Source organism: Isoptericola haloaureus (assembly GCF_036689775.1).
Taxonomy (GTDB): Bacteria; Actinomycetota; Actinomycetes; order Actinomycetales; family Cellulomonadaceae; genus Isoptericola; species Isoptericola haloaureus.
This window is the reverse complement of sequence record NZ_JBAGLP010000105.1, coordinates 151,081-174,413: the sequence shown is the minus strand read 5'-3', so window position 1 is coordinate 174,413 and position 23,333 is coordinate 151,081. Positions and strand designations below refer to the sequence as shown.

The following is a 23,333-nucleotide window of genomic DNA, read 5'->3' as shown; positions in this document are numbered from 1 at the left end:
CACCCCGAGTGTCGGATGCTCTGGTGAGCGAGTTCCCGTGATCGGCCATATTGCACGATGGCCCCGGTTCTTGGGAACCGGGGCCATCGCCGTGGACACTCCGGGGCGCTACGTGATCCAGATAGTGCGGTGAACGTCGTGGGTCCCGGTACCGATCTTCCCGGTCTTGATGCGCCGGTCGAACCGGTCGTAGACGAAGAACTTCGTCTCGGGACGCTGCAGCTTCGACGTGGAGAACGTGCCGTCCGCACGCACCTTGATCGTGATCTGGTAGTAGCTCGATGCCGACTGGCTGGGAATGCGGATGAGGGCTGCCGGTGGCCGGTTGTCCGGGGTGTGGACCGTGCCGGAGAAGGTTCGCTTCGGGGTCGTCCTCCGGAGCCAGAAGTTCTTGCGCGCGGTGGATCCGCCGCTCGACAGCGTCACCTTGGCTCGACCCCCTGACACCCTGTCGACGCTGGAGATCTCGAGGCGGTACGTGCTCTTCACGGGGCCGCCGAAACGGTACGGGAACTTCCCGCCGCCGCACGTCTTCTGCGCTCCATAGCCCCACTTGTCGTAGTAGGAGACGCAGGCCGACTTGTGCCGGGGGACGCGGACGGTGCCGGAGACCGTCGAGAGGCGGTAGGAGAAGGTCGGGAAGGTGGTGGTCGTGCGAGCGTTCACCTGCACGACCCGCGACGTGTTCGTGCCGATGGCGATCACCCGGTAGCGGCCGGGTGTCACCCGCCGGAAGGTCACCGACTTCTTCTGGCCCTTGTGCTTGACGTCGACCTGGGTGCCGTCCATGGTCTCCAACGCGATGGCCATGGTGCCGTAGGGACCTGTCAGGTCACCCCTGAAGTTCAGCCTGCCCGTCACCGTGCCGGTAGCGGGCAGCCGGAGCTTGCCGAGGTTGACCTTCTCGCCCGCCACAACCGTGACCGTGCGCTTGATGCGGGCCAATCGCGGCTGTCCAGGGGCGCGCTGGTACACGTCGACGCAGACCCGGTAGGTCCCGGGGGGCGCTTGGACTGCCTGCGCTTCTCCGCGGAAGTATGCTCGACCGTCGGGATCCCAGGTTCCCCAGCAACGATCGATGCGGATGCGGACCTCGGATGGCGACACCAGCGAACCGTCGCGCCGCACGACCTTGGCCTGCACGACACCGGCAGCCTGGAGCGTGACGTTCGCCGTCGTGGTAGATCCTGCGTCCACGCGGACAGGCGCTCCCCCCTCCGCGGTGGTCTCGTAGCCGCCGATCAGCCAGCGAGGTTCTGCGATCACCTGGTACCACCCGGCGGGACGATCGAGGGAGTAGTACCCGAGATCGTCGGTGGCGGTCTCGACAGCTCGGGAGCCGGAGATCCTCCCGTCCCAGACCAGGACGGATGCTCCCGCGACGGGCTCGCCCCGCCAGTCGACCACGCGTCCCGAGACGACTCCGGGTGCTGCGGCCGCGGCGGGGACCTGCCAGGTCATCGGCGTCAGCGCGGTGACCAGTGCTGCGAACAGTGCAGTGAGGACGGTGAGTCGGTGGTGCCGTGCGATAGACATCAGGCTCCCGAGGTGTGCGACGGAGCGTCGGACCCCGCCGGGGCGTCGAGCGCTGCTTGCCGTCGACGCTAGAGGACGCCCTCGATGGCCGCCGTACCAGTGCGGGTGAAAGTGGGGGTGAAGGTGCTGGCACGCTGTGTCGGCGGGTGGGGGCGCCGGGACCTGCGCGAGCTGCTCGCCGAGAACACCGTCGGCGCAACCGTCCGGTCCGATCGTCGGCGCATAAGGTGCGATCTACAAGCCGGCCGACCCCGTCTGGTCCCGCATCCGTCGCCAGGATCGGGGTACGCGCGACGGCCTACGACGGCGCGGCGGGTCAGCGTTCCCCGGCGAACGCGGGGCGGATGTCGACCCCGGAGCGGCCGACGTGCTCCGGGCGGCCGCCTCACGTCGCAGCGATAACCTGGTGCGATGGCGGAGAGCTCGGGGGGTCGTGCGACCAAGGACGGTGCCGTCCAGTCCGTCGACCGGGCCGCCGCCATCCTGGAGCTGCTGGCTACCGCCGGCGAGCTCGGGGTCAGCGAGATCGCCCGCGAGCTGGGCGTGCACCGTTCCACCGCGTTCCGCCTGCTGGCGACGCTGGAGGCGCACGACCTGGTCGAGCAGGAGGAGCGCCGCGGCACCTACGACCTCGGCGTCGGGCTGCTCCGGCTGGCCGGACGGGTGACGCGCCGCATGGACATCGCGACGGACGCCCGGGCGGTGTGCGACGACGTCACGACCGAGGTCGACGAGACCAGCAACGTCGCGATCCTCGACGACGACGCGGCGGTGAACATCACACAGACCACGAGCTCGCAGCTCGTCGGGGTGGCCCGGCAGTACGTCGGCCAGCGCACCCCGCTGCACGCGACGTCGACCGGCAAGATGTTGCTCGCCCACGCCGGCGACGAGGTCCTGGCGACGGTGCTCGACGGCCCGCTCGAGGTGTGCACGGACCGCACGATCACGGACCCCGCGGCGCTGCGCGAGGAGCTCGCCACGATCCGGCGTCGTGGCTGGGCGGCCGCCGTCGCGGAGTGGGAGCAGGACACCAATGCGCTCGCGGTCCCGGTGCACGGGACCGGTGGTCGCGTGGTGGCGGCGCTGAGCGTGACGGCGCCGAGCTTCCGGATGGCTCCCGAGGCCTTCGAGGAGATCGCGGCGGTGCTGACCCGGCATGCCGCGGGGCTCAGCGCGCGGCTCGGCGCGTAACCGACGCCCCCCCGGGAGGGGGCAAGAGGCTCCTCGGTCCTCTCACGAAGCGCGAACCCTCTTCGTCCAGTAGCTGGCTGTGGTCTTCTTCTCGTAGCCGGGTCGTGAGCCCTTGACCTTGACGACGAGGCGTTTGCCGTGGGCGGAGGCGGGGATGGTGAAGGTGTTCGACCGGGTGGTGGCGATGCGCACGCCGTCGGCCTTCCAGATGTACTTGTGCCAGGTGGGTTCGGGGTCCCAGGTGCCGCGGTCGACGGTGAGGGTGGATCCGACCTTGAGGGCGCCGTCGATGGTGGGCCGCGGCGCGGTGACGGCCCCGTGCGCGACGGAGCCCGTCGGGTCGCTCGTGACCGTCGACTCGTGATGCTCCCCGCTGCCCGTGACGGTGACCGTCACGCGCTTGTTCAGGGCCGACGGCGGGAGGGTGAACGTGCGAGACGTCGCGCCGTGAACAGGCTCGCCGTCCACGCGCCACACGTAGTCGAAGCCCGTCGCGGCCGGCGTCCATGTGCCGGTCTCCGCCGTCAGCGCCTGCCCGACCACCGGGGCGCCCGTGATCGACGCCTCTGCCGCGGTGAAGGCAGCGGGTTCGACGATCACCGTGTGGTCCTGCTGGGAAGGGAGGAAGCCGTGGCCACCCTTGTAGACAGCAGTAAGCGTATGGGTGCCGGGCTCCAGTTCGTCCTCGTTCCCGAGCCAGAGTCGAGCGCGGCCTTCGGCGTCCAGCCTGGTGTCGGAGCCGAAGTACCAGTCCTCGAGCCTGAGGCCAGTGGTCCCGACCGGCGTCGTGTCCTCGGCGGTCACGGTCGCCCACACGACCTCGGGCTGGTGGCCGTACGTCCACGACCCGGGCAGATCCGTGTCGATCTGTGTCGTCGCCGCCGGAAGGACCTCGACCTCACCGCTCCATGAGGCAGCGTCGACGTCCCCCCAGCTGCCGTAGTCCAGGTGCACGGTATGGGAGCCCACCGGGAGTGCCATGTGCTCAGCACATCCACTGGCGCGTGCGCCGTCGTACGAGGTGTAGAGCTCGCTCGGCGTTCCGTCGGTGCTGCGTAGAGCAGCCTGGTCGTAGTTCGGATACCACAGCCGAGAGCCGTCCTCGGTGGCCAGCGTGACGCAGAGGGTGTCTTCGGTGCCTTGATGCCACGTCGACGGGCCGGTGGTGCTCACCGTGACCGGGCTCGGTGCCTCGAGGTCGAGCGCGGTGGTGAGGATCGTCGCGGCGTACGGGCTGCCGGTGAACGTCAGGTCCAGCTCGTACCTGCCCGCGTCCTCATGGTCACGAGAGTCGAAGTCGACCTCCGCCTCGCCGTTCTCCACGGGGCTCGCTTCGAGCGACGTCGTCGAGCCGTCCGGGCCCCGCACTGTCGTCGTGACTTCACCCGAGACGGGGGTGCCGTCGGGCAACGAGGCGCTGACCGCCATCCGGATCCAGTCCGTCACGCGGCGCGGCCGGTCCGCGGGTGCTGCCCCCCGGTCCAGGACGACGTCCACGGCGACTGGGTCGCCGTGCATGATCGCCCAGCGTCGCGAGGTGTCGTCGTCGCCGGCGACCGCTGTGTAGACCGCACGGTCCTGCGGCACCGTGGGGGGCGTCGCGCCGGGTGCGCTCAGGCCCCACGTCAGGAGCGTCCCGTCGTCCAAGGTCGCGGCCCCCCTGCCGCCGCCCATCGTCGCGAGAGTGACGACCGAGCGACCATCCGGGGCTGCGGTGAGCTCCTCCCCGGAGGTTGGTGAGATGACCCGACCGTCGGCGGTGGCGCCGATCGCCTGGTCCTGCATGTCGACGCCGATGAACCGGGTGCCCGCCGGCGGCTCGTAGACCGTGGTTGTGGAGGAGTCGCGTCCGGCGTGACAGACGACGAGGGCACCGTCGCTGCGGAGCGCGGCCCAGCTCTCCGAGCCGGACCCTCGGGAGATCGCGGTGTACTGAAGGTTCTCCCCGGGATCCCGCGCGTCGGTGCAGACGATGCCGGGATGGCCGGACGGGTCGAGGGTTCCGTCCGAGCGCAGAGCGAGGCCCTCGGCGATCGCCGTGTAGGAGGAGCCGTCCGGCGGGGTGAGCACGATGTCGCCCGACATGTCCGCCACGGTGCCGTCCGAGCGGAGGAGTCGTGCGGACCCGTTGTACGTGGTGGCCACGGCCGTGTAGCTGACTTCGGCGGTCGGGGCCGGGGCGTGCTGTGACCGTCGCGACGAGCTCAGCTCATGGCGGTCGACGCCACCGTCGCTGCGGAGGACCAGGAGCTGTTGGTCGCTGACCGCCATCCCGACGGCATGCACGCCGTTGGGCAGCGTGGCCGGTGCACTGGTGCGGTTTCCCCACGCGACCAGCTGCCCGCCGTCCGGTCCTGCGGAACCCTCCTGCACGAAGGTGCGTTCGAGCGGCTCGGTCGTCGTGTCGATGCGTGCGGGGCCGGCGCCGTCCGTCAGCGGGGCCGGGGCTGCCGGGACGGCATCCACCGGGCCGGCCGAGAGCCCGACCGTCAGGGCCGACGCGACCAGCGACGCGCCCGCCCTCCGGACGAGGGAGGGGGAGCGTCGGGCGGCGGAGGTCGTCATCGGGTTCTCCAACGAGGGGGGCGAGTGCCTGGACCCTAGCGACTATCCACCCCGAGGTTCAAAGAGGACGTGGCGGGTAGGTCAACGGCACTCCATCGACGCTGCGCCACGGGGCCGAGCGCCGACGGCGGGGCGTGAAGACCGTTCCGCGGGCCGGACGTCCCGCCGGGCTCGGCGCCTAGCCGCGTAAATGCTGCGTAAACCCTGACCGAGGACCCTCGTCCCCGCCGTCGTGCACGCCTACGCTGTTGCGTCATAGACACGATGTTGCGCAGAGCGCGACATCCTCCGACCGAGGAGGCCGTGCGATGACCGACCTGTCCCGCCTCGACCACCAGCCCCGCATCGTCGTGATCGGCCTCGGCGTCGTCGGCGCCGCGCTGGCCGACGAGCTCACCCAGCGCGGCATGCGGCACGTGACCGTCCTCGAGCAGGGTCCCCTGTGGGAGACCGGCGGCTCCTCCTCGCACGCGCCGGGCTTCGTCTTCCAGACCTCCCCGCACCGCACGATGAGCCTGCTGGCCCGCCGCACCCTCGACAAGCTCGACGGGCAGAAGGTGGACGGGCAGTGGCTGCTCAAGCGGCTCGGCGGCCTGGAGATCGCGACCACCCCCGAGCGCCTGCACGACCTGTCCCGCCGGCACGGCCTCGCGCAGTCCTGGGGCATCCCGTCCCGGCTCGTCGACCCCGACGAGTGCGCCGAGGTCTGGCCGGGCCTGGACACCTCCGGCGTGCTCGGCGGCTTCCACACCCCGACCGACGGCGTCGTGAAGTCCGTGCCCGCCGTCCGCTGGCAGGCCGAGCGGGCCGTGGAGCACGGCGCCCGCCTCGTGCCCCGCACCCGGGTCGTGGGCGTGACCCGGACCGGCGGCCGCGTCACCGGGGTCGAGGTCCTTCCGGTCCCGGCACCCGACGGCGCGACGCCGGAGCACGTGCCGGCCGACGTCGTCGTGGCCTGCGCCGGCCTGTGGGGTCCGGGCCTGGCCCGCGACCTGCTCGGGTTCGAGCTGCCGATGATGCCCATGGAGCACTGCTTCGGCCTCTCCGCACCCGTGCCCGGACTGATCGGTCGGCACGACGTTCTCGACGAGGCCTCCCGCCCGATGCTCCGCCACCAGGACTTCTCGCTGTACCTGCGCGAGTACGTCGACCGGATCGGCATCGGCGCCTACCGCCATCGGCCGATGCCCGTGGAGCCCGACGGCGTGGCGGGCGCCGACGAGTTCGCGGCCACCGGCGTGCACCCCGCGATGCACCCGCTGACCTGGGAGGACTTCGGCCCGTCGTGGGACGAGGCGCGCCGGTTGCTGCCCGAGCTGCGCGACGTCCCCTTCGGCGAGGGCTTCAACGGCATCTTCTCCTTCACGCCCGACGGCGGGCCGATGCTGGGTCCGGTCGCCGGGGTGGACGGGCTGTGGCTCGCGCAGGCCGTCTGGGTCACCCAGTCCGCCGGCGTCGGGCAGGTCATGGCCGACTGGATCGTGCGCGACGACCCGGGCGTCGACACCCACGGGCTGGAGTACACCCGCTTCGACCCCGCCGTCGTCAGCCGCGACTGGACGCGCGCACGGGCGGCCGAGGCGTACGCGGAGGTCTACGACGTCGTCCACCCGCAGGCCTCCACCGAGGTGCAGCGGGGCCTGCGCACGAGCCCGTTCCACGACCGCCAGCGTGAGCTCGGGGCCGTGTTCGAGCAGGCGAACGGCTGGGAGCGGCCGCTGTGGTTCGAGGCCAACGCCCCGCTCGTGGACGACCTCGACCGCGTCCCGGAGCGCGACGCGTGGGCCGCGCGGCACTGGTCGCCGATCGCGGCCGCGGAGGCCCACGCCACCCGCACCGCCGTCGGCCTGTACGACATGACCCCGCTGTCCCGCCTCGAGGTCTCCGGCCCCGGGGCGACCGCGTTCCTGCAGCACCTGGCCAGCAACGACGTCGACCGGGCCGTCGGTCGGGTCGTGTACGCGCTGCTGCTCGACGACGCGGGCGGCATCCGCTCGGACGTCACCGTGACCCGGCTCGGGCCCGAGCGCTACCTCGTCGGCACCAACGGGCACCGGGACCACGTCTACCTGGAGAGCCGGTGCCCCGACACCGTCCGGATCACCGACCTCACCGCGGGGACGTGCGGGCTCGGGCTGTGGGGACCGCGTGCCCGAGACGTCCTCGAACGCCTCACCGACGACGACGTCTCGCACGCGGCGCTCGGCTACTTCCGCGCGAAGCAGCTCCGGGTCGCGGGTGCGGACGTGCTGGCGATGCGCGTCAGCTACGTCGGCGATCTCGGCTGGGAGCTGTGGACCACCGCCGACCACGGCCGACGGTTGTGGGACAGCCTCTGGGAGGCCGGCACGTCGTCGGGACTCGTCGCCGGAGGACGACGCGCGTTCCACGCGCTGCGCCTCGAGAAGGGCTACCGCGCCTACGGCAGCGACATCAGCCGCGAGCACTCCCCGGCGGAGGCCGGCCTCGGGTTCGCCGTGAGCCGCCGCAAGGGCGACTTCGTGGGCCGGGCGGCGCTCGAGGACCGGCCGGTCCGACGGCGGCTCGCCTGCCTCACGCTCGACGACCCGGACGCGGTCGTGCTCGGCGGCGAGCCGGTGCTGGCCCGGGCCGCCGGACCGGGCGAGGGCGCCGTCGGGTACGTGACCAGCGCCGACCAGGCGTACACGCTCGGGGTGACCGTGGCGTATGCCTGGCTGCCCCCGGAGCTGGCCGAGCCGGGCCGCGCCCTGGAGATCGAGTACTTCGGGCACCGCCTGCCCGCTACCGTGCAGTCCGAACCGCTGGTCGACCCCGAGATGTCGCGCATCCTGCGCTGAGAGAGGTACCCGTGCAGCACCACGACGTCATCGTCCTCGGCCTCGGCTCGATGGGCGGTGCGGCAGCCAACGAGCTCGCGGCGCGCGGCCTCGACGTCCTCGGCCTGGAGTCGTTCACCCCCGGCCACGACCAGGGCTCGGCGCACGGCGGGACGCGGATCGTGCGGCAGTCGTACTTCGAGTCCCCCGAGTACGTCCCCCTGCTGCGCCGGGCCTACGAGGGCTGGTCCCGGCTCGAGGCCGAGTCGGGACGCGACCTGCTCACCCTGTGCGGCGGCATCTACCTCGGGGACCCGGCCAGCCCGACCTACGCGCGCAGCCGGGCGGCCGCCGAGGAGCACGGCCTGGACCACGAGGTGCTGGACGCCGCGGAGATCCGCCGCCGCTTCCCCACCATGGACCCGGCGGACGACGCGATGGGCTTGTACGAGTCGGCGGCGGGTTATGTACGCCCGGAGGAGACGGTGATCGCCAACACCGAGGTGGCGGCCCGCAACGGCGCGACGCTGCGCTTCGGGGAGCGGGTGCAGCGCTGGAGCGCGACCCCGGGCGGCGGCGTCGAGGTGGTCACCCCCGAGGGCACCTACGGCGCCGACCGGCTCGTGGTGACGCCGGGCGCGTGGGCGCCGCAGATGCTGCCCGAGCTCGAGCTGCCGCTGTCGGTCGAGCGCATGGTCTTCTACTGGTTCACCCCGGACACCGACGCCGTCCCGGTCGAGCGGTGGTCGCAGGAGCAGCACCCCGTGTACATCGAGGAGACCCACGGCAACGGCCAGATCTACGGGTTCCCGATGACCGACGGCCCCGCCGGCGGGTTCAAGCTCGGGTACTTCCACCTGGGCACGCCGACCGACCCCGACGCCGTCGACCGCGTCGTGCACTCCGACGAGACCGCCGAGATGCGCCGTCGGGCCCTCGAGCTCTTCCCGCACCTGACCGGTCCCGTGGTCCAGGCCAAGACCTGCCTGTACACCGTGGCACCCGACGAGCACTTCGTCATCGGCACCCACCCGCTGCACGACCAGGTCGCGATCGCCTGCGGGTTCAGCGGGCACGGGTTCAAGTTCGTGCCGGTGGTCGGCGAGATCCTCGCGGACCTGACGACCGACGGCGCGACCGACCTGCCGATCGGGCTGTTCGACCCCCGGCGCCCGGTGCTGCGGCCCTGACCCGCGGCGCCGGCGCCGGTCGGCGTCACGCGAGCTGCTCGCGCACCCAGGCGTGGAAGGTCTCGATGTGGTGCTCGGCCGGCACCAGCGAGCCGCCGTCGGCGTAGGCGGCCGACGACATCGCCGGCTGGGTCCGCTCGCAGGCCTCGAAGTCCTGCCGGTTGACCCGGTCGAAGAGCTCGACCGACCGGGACACGTCCGTCCCCGCCTCGACGACCTCGGGCAGGAACAGCCAGTCGCACTCGACGTACGTACGGTCCACCGCGGTGGGGAACATGCGGTGCACGACGACGTGGTCCGGCACCATGTTGACGAACACCGACGGCTTGATCGTCACCGCGAAGTAGCGTCGCTCCTGGTCGGCGGCGAGCAGCGGGAGCGGCGCCACGCCGGCGGACCCGTCGACGGTGAACCCCTCGACCCCCTCGCCGAACTCCGCGCCGCGCCCGACGTACGTCTGCGCCGCCCAGCCGTCGGCGAACTCGGGGATGACCTCGGTGAGCTCGGGGTGGATCGTGGCGCAGTGGTAGCACTCCATGAAGTTCTCGATGATCAGCTTCCAGTTGGCGTGCACGTCGTAGGCGATCCGCTTCCCGAGCCGCAGGTCGGCGACCTGCCAGGCGTCGAAGGTCTCGGCCTCCCCGAGCCGCGTGACCAGCTCGCCCAGCACCGTCTCGGTGAACGACGGCGGCGAGTCCGCCAGGCAGACCCACACGTAGCCCATCCACTCGTGCACGGCGACGCCGCGCAGCCCGTACGCGTCGCGGTCGACGTCGGGCATGCGGGTGAGGTTGGGGGCGGCGACGAGCCGTCCGTCGAGGTCGTACGTCCACGCGTGGTAGCCGCACTGGAACTTGCGGGCGGTGCCGGCGGGCTCGGTGCACACCCGCATGCCGCGGTGCCGGCACACGTTGAGGAAGGCCCGGATCTCGCCCCGGCGGTTCCGGGACACCACGACCTGCTCGCGGCCGACCTGCACCAGGCGGTAGTCGCCCGCCCCGGGGATGTCGTCAGCGCGCAGCACGCACATCCACTGCGTGGAGAAGATGCGCTCCTGCTCCAGGGCGAACACGTCGGGGTCGGTGTACCAGCTGCCGCCCAGCGTGGGCAGGATCGACCCCGGCAGGGGCTCGTCGAGCTGCTCGATGATCATGCGGGGATCCTCTCGGAGGCGGGCCGACGGCGGTGTGTCTTGCGCCAGCGCATCAGCCGGCGGGGCTGGTTCAGGGCGAAGGCCGCGACCTCCTCGTCGCCGGAGCGGAAGACGACGAACAGTCCACCGTCGGCCGAGAGCACCTCGGAGGTCTCGCCACCGCGCAGGCTGCCCGCCATCTGCAGCCGGGCGTCGTACTGGTCGGACCAGACGTAGTCGGGTTCGACGTCGGCCTCGGGCGGCTGCCCGTGGGCGACGACGGCGGCCACGCGGCGCGCCTGGCGCACGGTGCGCGTCCAGTGGGAGCAGCGCTCGCCCGCCCAGACCGCGCAGTCGCCGACGGCGTGCACCCCCGGCGCGGCGTTGCCCGTCGCGTCGCAGACGACTCCGCCGTCCAGCGTCAGGCCGCTGCCCCACAGCCAGCCGGCGGCCGGGTCGGCGCCCGCGGCCGCGACGACGACGTCGGCCGGCAGCTCGCGCCCGTCGTCGAGCAGGACGCCGGACGTCCCGGACCCGGTGGCGTCGGCGAGCGCGCTCAGGACCCGCACGCCGGTGACCATCCGGACGCCGTGCGACCCGTGCAGCGTCTGCACCGCGGCGCTCGCGTCGGGACCGATCGTGCGCAGCAGCGGTCCGTCGTCGGCGCAGGCCACGGTGACCCGGGCACCCAGCGTCGTCAGGGACGCGGCGACCTCGAGACCCAGGAACCCGGCGCCGGCCACGACGACACGGACCCCGGGACCGACGGCGGACCGCAGCGCCTCGGCGTCCTCCAGCGTGGCGACCGTGTGGATCCCGGCCACCGCACCGGGCAGCCGCCGCGCGACGGCTCCCGTCGCGACGACCACGTGGTCCCCGACGACGAGGGTGCCGTCGTCGAGCGTCACGGCGCGGGCGTCGACGTCCAGCGCGACGGCTCGGCGGCCGAGCCGCCAGGTGACGCCGTCGTCCCCGTCCGGCGGGCTCAGGGCGAGGTCGCCCCGGTGCAGCCGCCCGGCGAGGAAGTCCTTGCTCAGCGGGGGGCGGTCGTAGGGCGCGTGCTCCTCGGCGCCGATGACGACGACGTCGCCGGTGTAGCCCTCGGTCCGCAGCGTGCTGGCGACGGTCCAGCCGGCGAGGCCCGCGCCGACCACGACGACGCCGGTGCGGGTGACGGCGTCCACGGGCCCGGTCATGCGGAGACCACCCCGGGCGGCAGGCAGGGCGCGGCGGTCGACAGCTCGACGAGGACCTCGCCGTCGACCACCTCCGCCCGGTGCACCCGCACGCCGCCGCGCGCGGGGCCGCCGTCGGGCACCCCGCTGCGCAGGCAGAACCGGCTCTCGTGCAGCGGGCACTCGACCGCGCCGTCCTCGAGCCAGCCCTCCGCGAGGGAGGCGTCCTGGTGGGTGCAGGTGTCGTCGATCGCGTGCACGGTGCCGTCCTCCGCGAGGAAGACGGCGACCGGCGGCGCGACGGAGTCGACCCGCAGTCCCTCACCCGGGGTGAGGTCGCTCAACGAACACAGACGATGCATACCGGCGGCTCCCCGGCTCGGACGTCGAGAGATCGCGGGCGGTGATGCGCTATGCGCAACGTCGTTCGCGATACACAACAGCGTGCGGATGCGCCGCGGGCGCTGTCAACGACGTTCCCGAACGGTTCGCGAATGTTTACGGCGCTGAAACGCCGCCGGCCGACCGGTCCGTCACGACCCGGCCCGGATCACCGCGCCAGCGGCCGGGCCTCGTCGAGGCCTCCCAGCTTCTCCGGGTTCCGGACCAGGTACAACGCCGTCACCCGGTCGCCGAAGGTGTCCACCAGCACGGCGACCTCGGCCGTCCCGTCGCGGCGCACCACCACGGCGGGAAGCCCGTTGTAGGACCCCTCCTCCCAGCGGGTGCCGGCCCCCGCCGTGCGGACCAGCCCGGCGAGGAACGCCGCCACCATCTCCGCCCCGCGGATCGGGCGCCGCGCCGCCGAGGCCACCCCGCCGCCGTCGGACAGCGACACCACGTCCGGGGCGAGCACGTCCATCAGCCCCTCGACGTCGCCGGCCTGGGCCGCGACGACGAACCGCCGGGCCACCTCGGCGCGCTGCTGCGGCGAGGGGTCGAACCGCGGACGTCGGGCCTGGACGTGCTCCCGTGCCCGGTGCGCCGTCTGACGCACCGCGGCCGGGCTCCGGCCCGTGGCCGCGGCGATCTCGGCGGTCCCGAAGCCGAACACCTCGCCGAGCACGAACACGGCGCGCTCGAGCGGACTGAGGGTCTCCAGGACCAGGAGCATCGCCACCCCCACCGACTCGGCGAGCAGAGCGTCGGCCACCGGGTCGTCGACGCCGCGGACCGGTTCGGGCAGCCACGGCCCGACGTAGTCCTCCCGACGACGCTTCAGGGTCCGCAGGTGGTTCAGCCCCAGCCGCGTCACCACCGCGACGAGGTAGGCCCGCGGGTCGCGGATCTCCTCCCCGCCGCCGGCGGCCGCGTGGACCGCCCGCGACCAGCGCAACCAGGTCTCCTGCACGACGTCCTCGGCGTCGGCGGCGCTGCCCAGCAGCTCGTAGGCCACGGTGAAGAGCAGCGGGCGGTGCTCGACGAACGGCCCGGTCGCGGCGTCGTCGGCCGACGGGCTATCGGTCATGCCGCCTCCCACGCCGGGACCAGCGGCAGGTCGCCCGCGCGCGTGAACAGCGGGCTCGGGTGCCGGGCGAGCCATACCGTCCCGCGGCAGATCTGCTCCTTGACCAGGGCCGCCGTCCGTCCGCCCAGCACCCGGCCGCGCGGGGTGTCGTCGAGCTCGCTGGGTTGGACCAGGCCCCGGCGGCGACCCAGGCTGACGCAGGTCGCCGTGAACCCGACCGACGCCGCGGGCGGCTCCTGGCCGCGGAGTTCGGCCAGGACCGTGGTGGCAGCGGCGATGCCCAGCGGCAGGGCGGCCTGGCAGCTCCACCGCGCCGTCGTAGCTGCGGCGTCCCCGGCCGCCACGATCGTGGGGACCTGCACGCTCCGCAGCGACTCGTCGACGCGCAGCCGTCCGGCCTCGTCCACCGCGAGGCCGCTGGCCCGCGCCAGGTCCGGCACGGTGAACGACGTCGAGTCCACCGTGATGCCCTCGCCGACGTGGTCCACCCGCTCACCCTCGCGCACCTCGACGCCGAGCGCAGCGAGCGCGCGCCGCAGCACGTCGCGACCGGCGTCCGACAGCCCGCCCGCCAGGGTCGACGCGACGAGCCGCACGACCAGGTGCGGACGGCCCTCGGCGATCTCGGCCGCCGTCTCGATCCCGGTGAGCCCGCCGCCGACGACCGTCACCGGCGTGCCCGGGGCCGCAGCGTCGAGCCGGTCGCGCAGCGCGGTGGCGCCCGGAAGGTGCTGCACGGACAGCGCCCCGGGCAGGGACCGCGGTGCGCCGCTGCCCACGGCGTGCACGACCCGGTCGGCCGCGAGATCCCCGCCGTCGGCCAGCTCCACCCCGTCCCCGGCGACCCGGGTGGCCGTGCCGACGTGCAGCGCGACCTCGGGTCGCAGCACCGACCGCAGCGGGCGGACCGCCGACTCCGTCCGGGCGGCGTGCTGGTGCAGGCGGATGCGCTCGACGAACTCGTCGCGCGGGTTGACCACCGTGACGTGGGCTGCGCCCTCCCGGGCGATCCTGTTCGCGGCCGCGACACCGGCGTACCCGGCGCCGACCACGACGACCTGTGTGTGGTGCATGATCCCGTTCCTCTCGTCTCACCCATACGACACCGGTGAGCGACGAGGTGTGACATGGCCTGCCGGTCGGTCCGGTGGGATCCTGGAAGGGCGGTCCCCGGGAGGTCGCGATGGTCCAGACGTCGTCATCAGACCCGTGGTACGTCACGTCGCCGGACGGGACCCGGCTGGCGGTGTGGAGCACCGGGTCCGGTCCCCCGCTGCTCCTGGTGCACGGGTCGATGTCCGACCACCGGCGCTGGCGCATCACCGAGTACCTCAGCGACGACCGGACGGTGCACGCGATGGACCGGCGCGGACGGGGCGGCAGCTCGGACGGCCCGGACTGGGCACCGGAGCGTGAGGTCGAGGACGTGGTCGCCGTCGTCGAGGCCGTGGTCGCCGACGCCGGGCACCCGACCGACGTGCTGGGCCACTCGTTCGGCGGCTACCTCTCGGTCCGGGCCGCGGGACGCACCGCGCAGGTGCGCCGGCTGGTGCTCTACGAACCGGCGGTCGTGCCGCACCCCCAGCCGCCCGAGGTGGTCGCCCGGGTGCAGGCGGCGGTCGACGCCGGACGGTACGAGGAAGCCGTCGAGGTCATGATGCGGGACGTCCTGCACATGCCCGAGGCAGAGCTCGCCGTGCTCCGGGAGCAGCCGAGCTGGCCGGCGCGCGTGGCCACGGCCCCGACCCTGCCGCGCGAGGAGAGCGTCCCGCTGCTGCTGGACCCCGCCGAGGCGGCCGCCGTCACGGCGCCGACCCTGCTGATCCGGGGCGGGGACAGCCCGGAGTTCCTGCAGGACGCGATCCGGACCGTGGCGGGGTCCGTCCCGGACTGCCGGGTCGTGACGCTCGAGGGCCAGCAGCACGTGGCGGACCAGACCGACCCGGAGGGGTTCGCGACCGTGGTCCGAGAGTTCCTCCGGGGCTGAGGCGGACCGGCGCGCGGACCGGCCGCGCAGGTCAGCCGCGCAGGTCAGCCGTGCAGGGCGGCGCGGTCGTCGTCGGCTCTCGCTCGGGGCGACGGCCGGACCTCGTCGCGCAACCGGCCCATCCGGGCGTCGAGCTCGGCCGCGACGCGGGCGGCGTCGTCGATCTCCGCGGCGAGGTCCGCCGGCAGCTCGGCGTTGTACTTGTAGTGCAGCTTGTGCTCCATCGAGGCCCAGAAGTCCATGGCGATGGTGCGGACCTGCAGCTCGACCGGGACGTGCTCGACGTGGTCGGACAGGAAGACCGGCACCTCGACGATGAGGTGCAGCGACCGGTAGCCGTTCGGCTTCGGCGCGGCGATGTAGTCCTTGGTGGCCATCAGCCGCAGGTCGGCCTGGGTGCTGAGCATCTCCGCGATCCAGTAGACGTCGGAGACGAACGAGCACGTGATCCGGATGCCGGCGATGTCGCGGATCTCGGACCGGATCGCCGGGACCGTGAGGTCGGTGCCCTGGCGCACCGCCTTGGTCAGGATGCTGTCAGGGGCCTTGAGCCGGCTGCGCACGTGCTCGATCGGGCTGTAGTCGTAGGTGCTCTCGAACTCCTGGCGCAGGATGTTCACCTTGGTCGACACCTCTTCGATGCCGAACTGGTAGATGAGCCGCAGCCGCTGGAACTCCGTGCGCAGCTCCCGGAACCGCGCCAGCAGCCCGTCGCGGTCGTCCGCCAGCACGAGCTCCGGCGACTCCGTCTGCAGCCGCGCCATGATCGCGTGCTCGACCCGCAGCCCGACGTCGTGCCCGTGGCCCTGATCCATCTGTACTCCTCGGTTGGTCACTGCCCGCTCAACGTCGGACGGTGACCGGGCGTTCCGCCCGGCAGGGCTCACAGGTGGATCGTGACGTCCGCGTCCTCGCGCAGGTCGGTGACGATCGTGTCGATCGCCGCGCTCTGCTGCTGACTGGTGGCCTGCTGGGCGAGCTGGTCGCGCACGTCCTCGAACGGCGGGACCTCGGGTGCCGACGCGCCGTCGCCGCCCTGGGACTCCATCTGCTCGACGAGCGTGTCGTACTGCGCGCGCAGCTCCTGCTCGGACGGCTCCTGCACGTCGGCCTCGGACTCGATGTAGGTGGAGACCTGGAACTGGGTCGCGGCGTCCTCGCGCACCTGCTCCTCCGTCAGGCCCTGCTCTTCCAGCGCGGAGACGACCGCGTCGGCGGACTCGAGCCCGTTCTGCGCGGCGACGTCCTCGAGCGTGGACTGGACGTCCTGCGCGGTGGGCTCGATCCCGGCCTCGGCCGCGGCCTGGGTCAGGAGCCGGTTGTTCACCAGCTGCTCGACGACCTGCTGCTTGAGCGCGTCCTGGTCGACCGCACCGGCACCGCTCTGCTGCTGGGACAGAGCCGCCTGCTGCAGCTGTCCCTCGAAGCTCGTGACGAACTCCTCGCGGCCGACCTCCTCCCCGTTGACCTCGGCGACGACGTCGGGCACGTCCTCGAGGTCGGCCTCGGGCGCGGCGCCTGCCTCGGGCGCGGCTCCGGCGTCCGGCGTGGCTTCGGCGCTGGGGGCGGCCGACGCGGACGAGGTGTCCTCGCTCTCGGAGCCGGCGCTGCAGCCGGCGAGGGCGACGACCGCAGCCAGGGTGGCGGCGGCGAGCGGACGCTTGATCGACATGGGTGACTCCTCCCGAGGGTGCAGGACGGCGAGCGTAAACACACGAGTCTGGGAACGGGAGCAGGTGGTGATCAGGTCGCGTTCAGGTGCGGGTGGGTACACTTCCGGCCGCTCGCGGTCGGCTCAGCACCACGAGCTCGCGGGTGGCCCGGGTCATGCTGACGTACCGGTCCACGGCACCCTCGATCCCGTCACCCAGCCGCTCCGGCTCCACGAGCACCACGAGGTCGAACTCGAGGCCCTTGGCGGTTTCGGGGGTCAGGGACCGCACCCGGTCGCGGCCCGCGACGGCGGCGTCGGCCGACCGGCCCGCGTCGATCACGCACACGGTGCCCTCGGGGTGCTCCGCGAGCCACGCGTCCACGACCGGGACGAGGTCCGCCGTCGTCCCGCACCGCACCGGAGCGCCCCCGGGCCGCACCGACGTCGGGACGTTGGCGTCGGGGACCGCCGCCCGGATCACCGGGGCGGCCACCGCCATGACCTCCTCGGGCGTGCGGTAGTTGATCGTCAGCGACGCCTGCCCGATGCGGTCCAGCCCGACCCACGTCAGCCGCTCGGTCCAGGACTCGGCGAACCCGTGCCGCGCCTGGGCCCGGTCCCCCACGACGGTGAGGCTGCGGGACGGGCAGCGGGCCAGCAGCATCTGCCACTGCGCGTCCGTGAGCTCCTGGGCCTCGTCGACGACGACGTGCGCGAACGGCCCGGCGAGTGCGTCCGGCGTGGGGACGGTCACCCCCGCGTCGCCCACCAGCGCCGCCTGCAGGTCCTGGCCCCGCAGCATGGACATCACGCCGAGATCGGAGTCGTCGGTGGCGATCAGGTGCTCGACGACGTCGGCGATCCGGGCGCGCTCGGCGGCCCGCGCCGCCTCGGCCCGGTGGCGACGGCGGGCAGCGTCGGGGTCCCCGAGCCGGCGGCGGGCCGCGTCGAGGAGCGGCAGGTCGGCCCCGGTCCACCCGTGCGCGTCCGGACGCTGCAGCGCGGCGACCTCGTCCGCCGTCAGCCACGGTGCGCACCGGCGCAGGTACGCGGGCACCGTCCACAGGTCCCCGACGAGGTCGGTGGGTTCCAGCAGCGGCCAGGCGCGTGCCACGGCGCGCCGCAGCGCGTCGTCGGCGGCCAGCTCCTCGCGCAGGTCGACCCCGGGCTCGGGACCGGCGGTCCCGTAGGCGTCGAACTCGTCGTCGCCGAGGCGCACCCCGGGCACGGCGTCCCAGCCGGGGTTCTCGTCGGACCCGAACCCCTCCTCCGCGGGTTCCCCGACCGCGTCGGCGAGCTTGTCGGCGAGGATCGTCAGCAGCGCGCCGAAGACCTCGTCGGCCGCCTCGTTGTGCGGTGTCCCGGGGTCGGGGGCGTCGAACGCCTCCGCCCAGTCGCGCGGGTCGAGCCACACGTCGCCCGACGGGGTCTCGACCAGCATCCCCTCGGTCGGGGGCTGCTCGAAGAGCGCGACGGCCGGGTCGACGACGGTCACCATCCGCGCGTCGGACTTGAGCCGGGCGACGACCGGGTCGGTCTCGGGCGGGGCGTCGTCCCCCTCGGGCACGAGGTCCGCCAGGGTGCAGGTGCGCACCCCCTCCTCACCGAGGCCGGGCAGGACGTCGGCCACGTAGTCGAGGTAGGGCCGGTGCGGGCCGACGAAGAGCACGCCCCCGTGGTGCTCGCCGACGTGCGGGTCCGAGTACAGCAGGTACGCCGCCCGGTGCAGGGCGACGACGGTCTTGCCGGTACCCGGCCCGCCGTCGACCACCAGGGTGCCGGCCGACCCTGCACGCACGATCGCGTCCTGGTCGGCCGCGATGGTCGCGAGGACGTCGCGCATGCGGGGCGAACGGCTGGCCCCCAGGCTCGCGACGAACGCGGACTGGTCGTCCAGGGCGGCGTGCCCCGCGAGCCCGTCGGAGGTGAAGACCTCGTCCCAGTAGTCGGTGACCCGCCCGTCGGTCCACCGGTAGCGCCGTCGGCTGACCAGCCCCCGCGGGTCGCCGTGCGTAGCGCCGAAGAACGGCTCGGCGGCGGGCGAGCGCCAGTCGAGCAGCAGCCGCTCCCCCGCGGCGTCGGTCAGCCCGGTCCGGCCGACGTAGGTGACCCCGTCGGTCCGCACCATGCGGCCCAGGCACAGGTCGACGCCGAAGCGCCGGAGCATCCGCAGCCGGGCGGAGAGGCGGTGGATCTCCTGGTCGCGCTCGAGGGCGGCCTGCCCGGACCGACCCGGGGCGCGACGGGCGGCGTCCAGGCGCGCGGTCAGGTCCGCGACCTGCTGGTCGATCGCGGCGGCGATCGCGGCGAAGTGCGCCTCGTCGGCGGCGATCAGTGCGGGGTCGTCCTTGGCGGCGAGGTGCTCGGACAGGTGGAACGGTCGGCGAGGCAGCACGGGCATCAGCTCCGGTCGGTCGGCCCGTCGGGGCCGGTGAGGCCTGTGATTCTGCGCCCGCCGGGGGGTCTTGCCGCAAGACCCCCTCTCGGCTATAGATTGAAAGTGGCGGGAGGAGCGTCAGCGCTCGAACCCCCACTCCGGATCGGTGAGCATCCGGGCCACGGCCAGCCCGATGGCGAGCGCCGCCACCACCAGCCCGGCCTCGACGGCGTAGGCCAGGGCCTGCGACGTCGCCCCGTTCGACATGTAGTAGATCGCCCGGTACGCCGAGGCGCCCGGGACCATGATCACGACGGCGGGGACCGACACCGTCACGCGCGGCACGTTCATCCGCGGGGCGACGACGGCCGCGAGCAGTCCGACCACCAGCGCGGCGGCGGCCGCGGCGGCCTGGACCGGGACGTCGGCGTCGACCAGCCACAGCCGGCCGACGTTGGCGACCATCCCGATGGACGCCGCCGCCAGCGCCATCGACCACGGACTGTTGAACATCAGCGCGAACCCGAGCACGCCCAGGAAGCTCGCCAGCAGCCGCAGCCCGAGCAGCAGGCCCGGGTCGAGCCCCATCGGCTCGTCCGGGACCGGGGAGAGCCCGACGACCATCGAGACGCCCCACACCGCCAGCGCGGCCGAGGTGAGGATCATCAGCGCGTACGTCAGCCGGGCCAGCCCCGCCGAGAAGTCCAGCTTGGCCAGGTCCAGTGCGCCGGTGACCAGCGGGAACCCGGGCACCAGGAAGAGCACCGCGGAGACGTACCCGGCCTCGTGGTTGGTCGCGGCACCCCCGAGCGCGCCGAACGCCGCCAGGAAGCCGACGTAGGTGGAGGTGGCCAGCGCCGCGGCCAGCATCGTCACCCCGAACTGGTTCCAGCCGCGGTGGATCAGGGCGCGGCGCAGGGCCTGACCGAACCCTGCGCCGAGGAAGACACCGACGATCTCGACGACGCCGCCGTTGTTGAGGAAGGCGAACGCCGCGCAGGCGATCGCGGCCCACAGGGCGTTGAGGACCGCGGGGTACAGCGGCGGCTTGTCCTGGATGCGGTCGAGCCGTGCGGTGGCGTCCTCGACGCTGACCGGCCGGTCCCGCTCGACGTCCTGGGCGAAGCGCTCCAGGGCGCACAGGCGGTCCGAGTTGATCCCGACGCTGCGCACCTCGGTGACCTCGGTGCGGAAGCTCGGTCCGCGGTGCGACGTGGTCGTGATCTCGGTCAGCGTCACGTGGGCCTGATGTCGTTCGATCCCCAGGGCACGCGCGGCGCGGGCCATCGAGGCCTTGACCCGGTAGGACCCCGTCCCGGCGGACAGGGACAACCGGCCGACGCGCAGCGCCACGCCCGAGCGGCGGATGAGCTCGATCTCGGCGTCGTCAGGAGCGGTGGGCACGGGTCCATCCTGGCGGCAGCTCGTCCCCGAGCGCGAGACGACCCACGGGCGGACCCGTCACCCGCCACGGGCGTGGCCCCGGGGGCCGGACTATCGTCGGCAGCATGGCTGACACGGCGTCGGCCCCGGCACAGCCGGTACGCGCCGCCGAGGTCGCCGCGGCGCTCTGCCTGGCCACCGACCTCGGCATGGGCTTCCCCTGGGCGCACGGCCTCGAGGCGACCGCCGCGACGATGCGGCTGTGCGACGTCGCGGGGGTCGACGACGCCGTCCGTCGGCAGGCGTACTACCTCAGCCTCCTGGCGTACGCGGGCTGCGCCGCCGACGCGACCGTCAAGGCGGGCATCTTCGGGGGGCCGATCACCGAGTCGATCGTCGACGTCATCTGGGGCAGCCGGCGCGAGCAGAGGGGCGTGATGCTGCGGTCGTTGCCCGACCCCGGGGCGTCGGTGCCCGTCGTCGTCGGGCAGACGGTCGCGCGACTGCCGCGGGCCGCCGCCTACGAGCCGCGCGAGTACCTGGCCCTGTGCGAGGTCGCCCAGCACCTGACCCGGCACCTGGGCCTCGGCGGCGTCGCGGAGGACCTGCACCACCTGACCGATCGCTGGGACGGGACCGGGGTGCTGGGACGGGGCCGGGGCGAGGAGATCCCGACCGCGCTGCGGCTCACCCTCGTCGCCCGCGACGCCGCCCACCACGCCGCGGCCGGGGGCAGCGCGCACGCGGCCGCCGTCGTCGCCGACCGCGCGGGCCGCGCCCACGACCCGCGGTTAGCCGGCCTGCTCGCTCGCCACCACCAGGACGTCCTGGGCGGGCCGCGGGACGACGGTGTGACCTGGGAGGACGTGCTGGCCGCCGAACCCGGGGAGCCCGTCCAGATCCCGGCCGACCAGGTCGACGACGCCGTCGCGGCGCTCGGGGAGGTCGCCGACGTCGTCGGGCCGGCCTGGGCCGGCCGGTCCCGGCAGGTCGCGGCGCTCGCGGGCGGGGCGGCCGAGCTGGTCGGCATGGACGCGGCGGCCGTCCGGGAGGTTCGTCGGGCCGCCCTGCTGCAGGACGTGGGGCGGATCAGCGTCCCGGCGCGCACCTGGCTCGCACGCCGGCCGCTCACCGCCGAGGAACGGGAGCAGGTGCGGTTGCACCCGTACTACACCGAGCGCGTCTGCGCCGCCTCGCCCTTCCTCGCCGCGCTGGCGCGGGACGCCGTCTGCCACCACGAGCGCCTGGACGGTTCCGGGTACCACCGGGGGCTGCCTGCGGCCGCCCTCGGGGTGCCGGCACGGATCCTCGCCGCGGCGGACGCCATGCGGTCCGCCGTGGAGGATCCACCGCACGGCTGGGGACTCCCGCCGGCCGCCGCCATCCACGCCCTGGCGCGCGACGTGGCGGACGGACGCCTCGACGCCGACGCCGTCGCCGCGGTGGTCGAGGCCGCCGGGCAGGAGCCGCCGCCGCTGGCGCGTCCGGCCGGCCTGACCGAGCGGGAGAGCCGCGTCGTGGGCCTGGTGGCGCGCGGGCTGGCCACCAAGCAGGTGGCCCGGACGCTGGGGATCAGCCCGAAGACGGCGGACCAGCACCTGCAGCACGCCTACCGCAAGATCGGCGTGTCCAGCCGGGCGGCGGTCGCGCTCTTCGCCGCCGACCACGGGCTCCTGGCCTGGGGAGAACTCCTGATACTGGGGCGGCGCACGGCTCCGTAGCGTCGAGGACACGGACCGCACGAGGTCCGGCCCGACGTCCGAGGAGGAGCCATGAGCACCCAGCAGCACGAGGCACCCGTCGTGGTGGTCGGCGGGGGCCAGGCCGGACTGGCCACCTCGTACCACCTCTCGCGGCTGGGCGTCGAGCACGTGGTGCTCGACGCCGCCGCCCGGGCGGGGGACTCCTGGCGACACCGCTGGGACTCCCTGCGCCTCTTCACCCCGCCCCGCGTCGACCACCTGGACGGCCTGGACCTCGGGCGCCGCGGCCCGGTGCCGACGAAGGACGAGTTCGCGGACTACCTGGAGCGCTACGAGCGAGAGTTCGGCCTGCCCGTGCGGCACGGCGTCCGGGTCACCCGGCTCGCGGCCGACGGTGCCGGGTTCCGGCTGGAGGCGTCGGACGGCGAGCACCTGGCGGAGGCCGTCGTCGTCGCGATGAGTGGCCTCCAGGTTCCCCGGGTGCCGGAGCTCGCCGATCGCCTGAGCCCGGGGATCCGGGCCCTGCACTCGACCGGGTACCGCAACCCCGCGCAGCTCGCCGACGGGCCGGTGCTGGTCGTCGGCGTCGGCAACAGCGGAGCGGAGATCGCCGTCGAGGCCGCCCGGGACCACGAGACCTGGTTGGCCGGCACCGAGGCCGGGCACCTGCCGTTCCGCATCGACGGCTGGTTCGGGCGGAACCTCGGCACCCGGGTCGTGGCGTTCGTGTTCCGGCACGTGCTGACGATCGACACGCCCGTCGGTCGCCGGGCGCGGCCCGTCCTGCAGTCCCGGGCGGACCTGCTGGTGCGGGAGCGCCCCCGGGACCTGCGCCGGGCAGGCATCCGGCGGGTCCCGCGCATCGAGGACGTCAGCGACGGTCTGCCGGTCGCCGCGGACGGCACGGTGCTCGACGTCGGCACGGTGGTCTGGTGCACGGGGTTCCGCACGGGGCTCGAGGACTGGGTCGACCTGCCGGTGCTGGACGAGCACGGACGCGTGCGCCAGGTGCGCGGGGTCACCGACGTGCCAGGGCTCTACACCGTCGGGCAGGACTTCCAGTACGCCAAGGCGTCGGAGCAGATCCCGGGCGTGAGCCGCGACGCGCGGTACGTGGCGACCCGGGTCGCGGAGGAGCTGGTCGGGCGGCCGAGCCCGGTGGGCTGAGCCG

17 protein-coding genes are annotated in these 23,333 nt (G+C 73.7%); 6 read left to right on the top strand and 11 right to left on the bottom strand.

The window, feature by feature from the left end; genetic code table 11:
- Positions 1–108: 108 nt before the first annotated feature.
- Complete coding sequence (locus V5O49_RS02750) at positions 109–1,407, bottom strand: carboxypeptidase-like regulatory domain-containing protein (protein ID WP_332900897.1); 1,299 nt, start codon at positions 1,405–1,407, stop codon at positions 109–111.
- 540 nt (positions 1,408–1,947) lie between these two features.
- On the opposite strand from V5O49_RS02750, the gene V5O49_RS02745 reads away from it, so the two are divergent.
- On the top strand, positions 1,948–2,730 hold the full coding sequence (locus V5O49_RS02745; RefSeq protein WP_332900896.1) for an IclR family transcriptional regulator: 783 nt from the start codon (positions 1,948–1,950) through the stop codon (positions 2,728–2,730).
- A gap of 42 nt (positions 2,731–2,772) precedes the next feature.
- On the opposite strand, the gene V5O49_RS02740 is transcribed toward V5O49_RS02745, so the two are convergent.
- Positions 2,773–5,295, bottom strand: coding sequence for an Ig-like domain repeat protein (locus V5O49_RS02740; RefSeq protein ID WP_332900895.1), 2,523 nt, complete (start codon positions 5,293–5,295; stop codon positions 2,773–2,775).
- Positions 5,296–5,603: 308 nt separating this feature from the next.
- Between V5O49_RS02740 and V5O49_RS02735 the strand changes: the two genes are divergently transcribed.
- On the top strand, positions 5,604–8,114 hold the full coding sequence (locus V5O49_RS02735; RefSeq protein WP_332900894.1) for an FAD-dependent oxidoreductase: 2,511 nt from the start codon (positions 5,604–5,606) through the stop codon (positions 8,112–8,114).
- A gap of 11 nt (positions 8,115–8,125) precedes the next feature.
- Positions 8,126–9,283, top strand: coding sequence for an N-methyl-L-tryptophan oxidase (gene solA, locus V5O49_RS02730; protein WP_332900893.1), 1,158 nt, complete (start codon positions 8,126–8,128; stop codon positions 9,281–9,283).
- Between the two features lie 25 nt (positions 9,284–9,308).
- Here solA and V5O49_RS02725 read toward each other — a convergent pair whose 3' ends face one another.
- From V5O49_RS02725 to V5O49_RS02705, 5 genes are all read right to left on the bottom strand, one after another.
- The gene (locus V5O49_RS02725; RefSeq protein WP_332900892.1) at positions 9,309–10,436 is read right to left on the bottom strand and encodes an aromatic ring-hydroxylating oxygenase subunit alpha; all 1,128 of its coding nucleotides are present in this window, start codon (positions 10,434–10,436) and stop codon (positions 9,309–9,311) included.
- Complete coding sequence (locus V5O49_RS02720) at positions 10,433–11,611, bottom strand: NAD(P)/FAD-dependent oxidoreductase (RefSeq protein ID WP_332900891.1); 1,179 nt, start codon at positions 11,609–11,611, stop codon at positions 10,433–10,435. Before V5O49_RS02720 ends, V5O49_RS02725 begins: the two co-directional genes overlap by 4 nt.
- The gene (locus tag V5O49_RS02715; RefSeq protein ID WP_332900890.1) at positions 11,608–11,934 is read right to left on the bottom strand and encodes a non-heme iron oxygenase ferredoxin subunit; all 327 of its coding nucleotides are present in this window, start codon (positions 11,932–11,934) and stop codon (positions 11,608–11,610) included. Before V5O49_RS02715 ends, V5O49_RS02720 begins: the two co-directional genes overlap by 4 nt.
- A 206-nt stretch (positions 11,935–12,140) precedes the next feature.
- Positions 12,141–13,058 (bottom strand): RNA polymerase sigma-70 factor, encoded by a 918-nt coding sequence (locus tag V5O49_RS02710; protein ID WP_332900889.1) that lies wholly within the window; start codon positions 13,056–13,058, stop codon positions 12,141–12,143.
- Complete coding sequence (locus V5O49_RS02705; RefSeq protein ID WP_332900888.1) at positions 13,055–14,131, bottom strand: FAD-dependent oxidoreductase; 1,077 nt, start codon at positions 14,129–14,131, stop codon at positions 13,055–13,057. The genes V5O49_RS02710 and V5O49_RS02705 overlap by 4 nt, the downstream gene beginning before the upstream one ends.
- 110 nt (positions 14,132–14,241) lie before the next feature.
- Between V5O49_RS02705 and V5O49_RS02700 the strand changes: the two genes are divergently transcribed.
- The gene (locus V5O49_RS02700) at positions 14,242–15,045 is read left to right on the top strand and encodes an alpha/beta fold hydrolase (RefSeq protein ID WP_332900887.1); all 804 of its coding nucleotides are present in this window, start codon (positions 14,242–14,244) and stop codon (positions 15,043–15,045) included.
- Positions 15,046–15,089: 44 nt separating this feature from the next.
- On the opposite strand, the gene V5O49_RS02695 is transcribed toward V5O49_RS02700, so the two are convergent.
- The 4 genes from V5O49_RS02695 to V5O49_RS02680 form a co-directional block, all read right to left on the bottom strand.
- On the bottom strand, positions 15,090–15,860 hold the full coding sequence (locus tag V5O49_RS02695; protein WP_332900886.1) for a GTP pyrophosphokinase: 771 nt from the start codon (positions 15,858–15,860) through the stop codon (positions 15,090–15,092).
- A 68-nt stretch (positions 15,861–15,928) separates the two neighbouring features.
- Complete coding sequence (gene rdfA / locus V5O49_RS02690) at positions 15,929–16,717, bottom strand: rod-determining factor RdfA (RefSeq protein ID WP_332900885.1); 789 nt, start codon at positions 16,715–16,717, stop codon at positions 15,929–15,931.
- Between the two features lie 82 nt (positions 16,718–16,799).
- Positions 16,800–19,100, bottom strand: coding sequence for an RNA polymerase recycling motor ATPase HelR (gene helR / locus V5O49_RS02685; protein WP_332900884.1), 2,301 nt, complete (start codon positions 19,098–19,100; stop codon positions 16,800–16,802).
- Positions 19,101–19,214: 114 nt separating this feature from the next.
- Positions 19,215–20,480 (bottom strand): threonine/serine exporter family protein, encoded by a 1,266-nt coding sequence (locus V5O49_RS02680; protein WP_278235937.1) that lies wholly within the window; start codon positions 20,478–20,480, stop codon positions 19,215–19,217.
- Positions 20,481–20,584: 104 nt separating this feature from the next.
- On the opposite strand from V5O49_RS02680, the gene V5O49_RS02675 reads away from it, so the two are divergent.
- Both V5O49_RS02675 and V5O49_RS02670 read left to right on the top strand, forming a co-directional pair.
- Entirely contained in the window at positions 20,585–22,180 is a 1,596-nt protein-coding gene (locus V5O49_RS02675) for an HD domain-containing phosphohydrolase (RefSeq protein ID WP_332900883.1), read from the top strand.
- A gap of 51 nt (positions 22,181–22,231) precedes the next feature.
- A complete protein-coding gene (locus V5O49_RS02670) occupies positions 22,232–23,329 on the top strand; it encodes a flavin-containing monooxygenase (protein ID WP_332900882.1) in 1,098 nt (365 codons plus the stop codon).
- Positions 23,330–23,333: the final 4 nt, after the last annotated feature.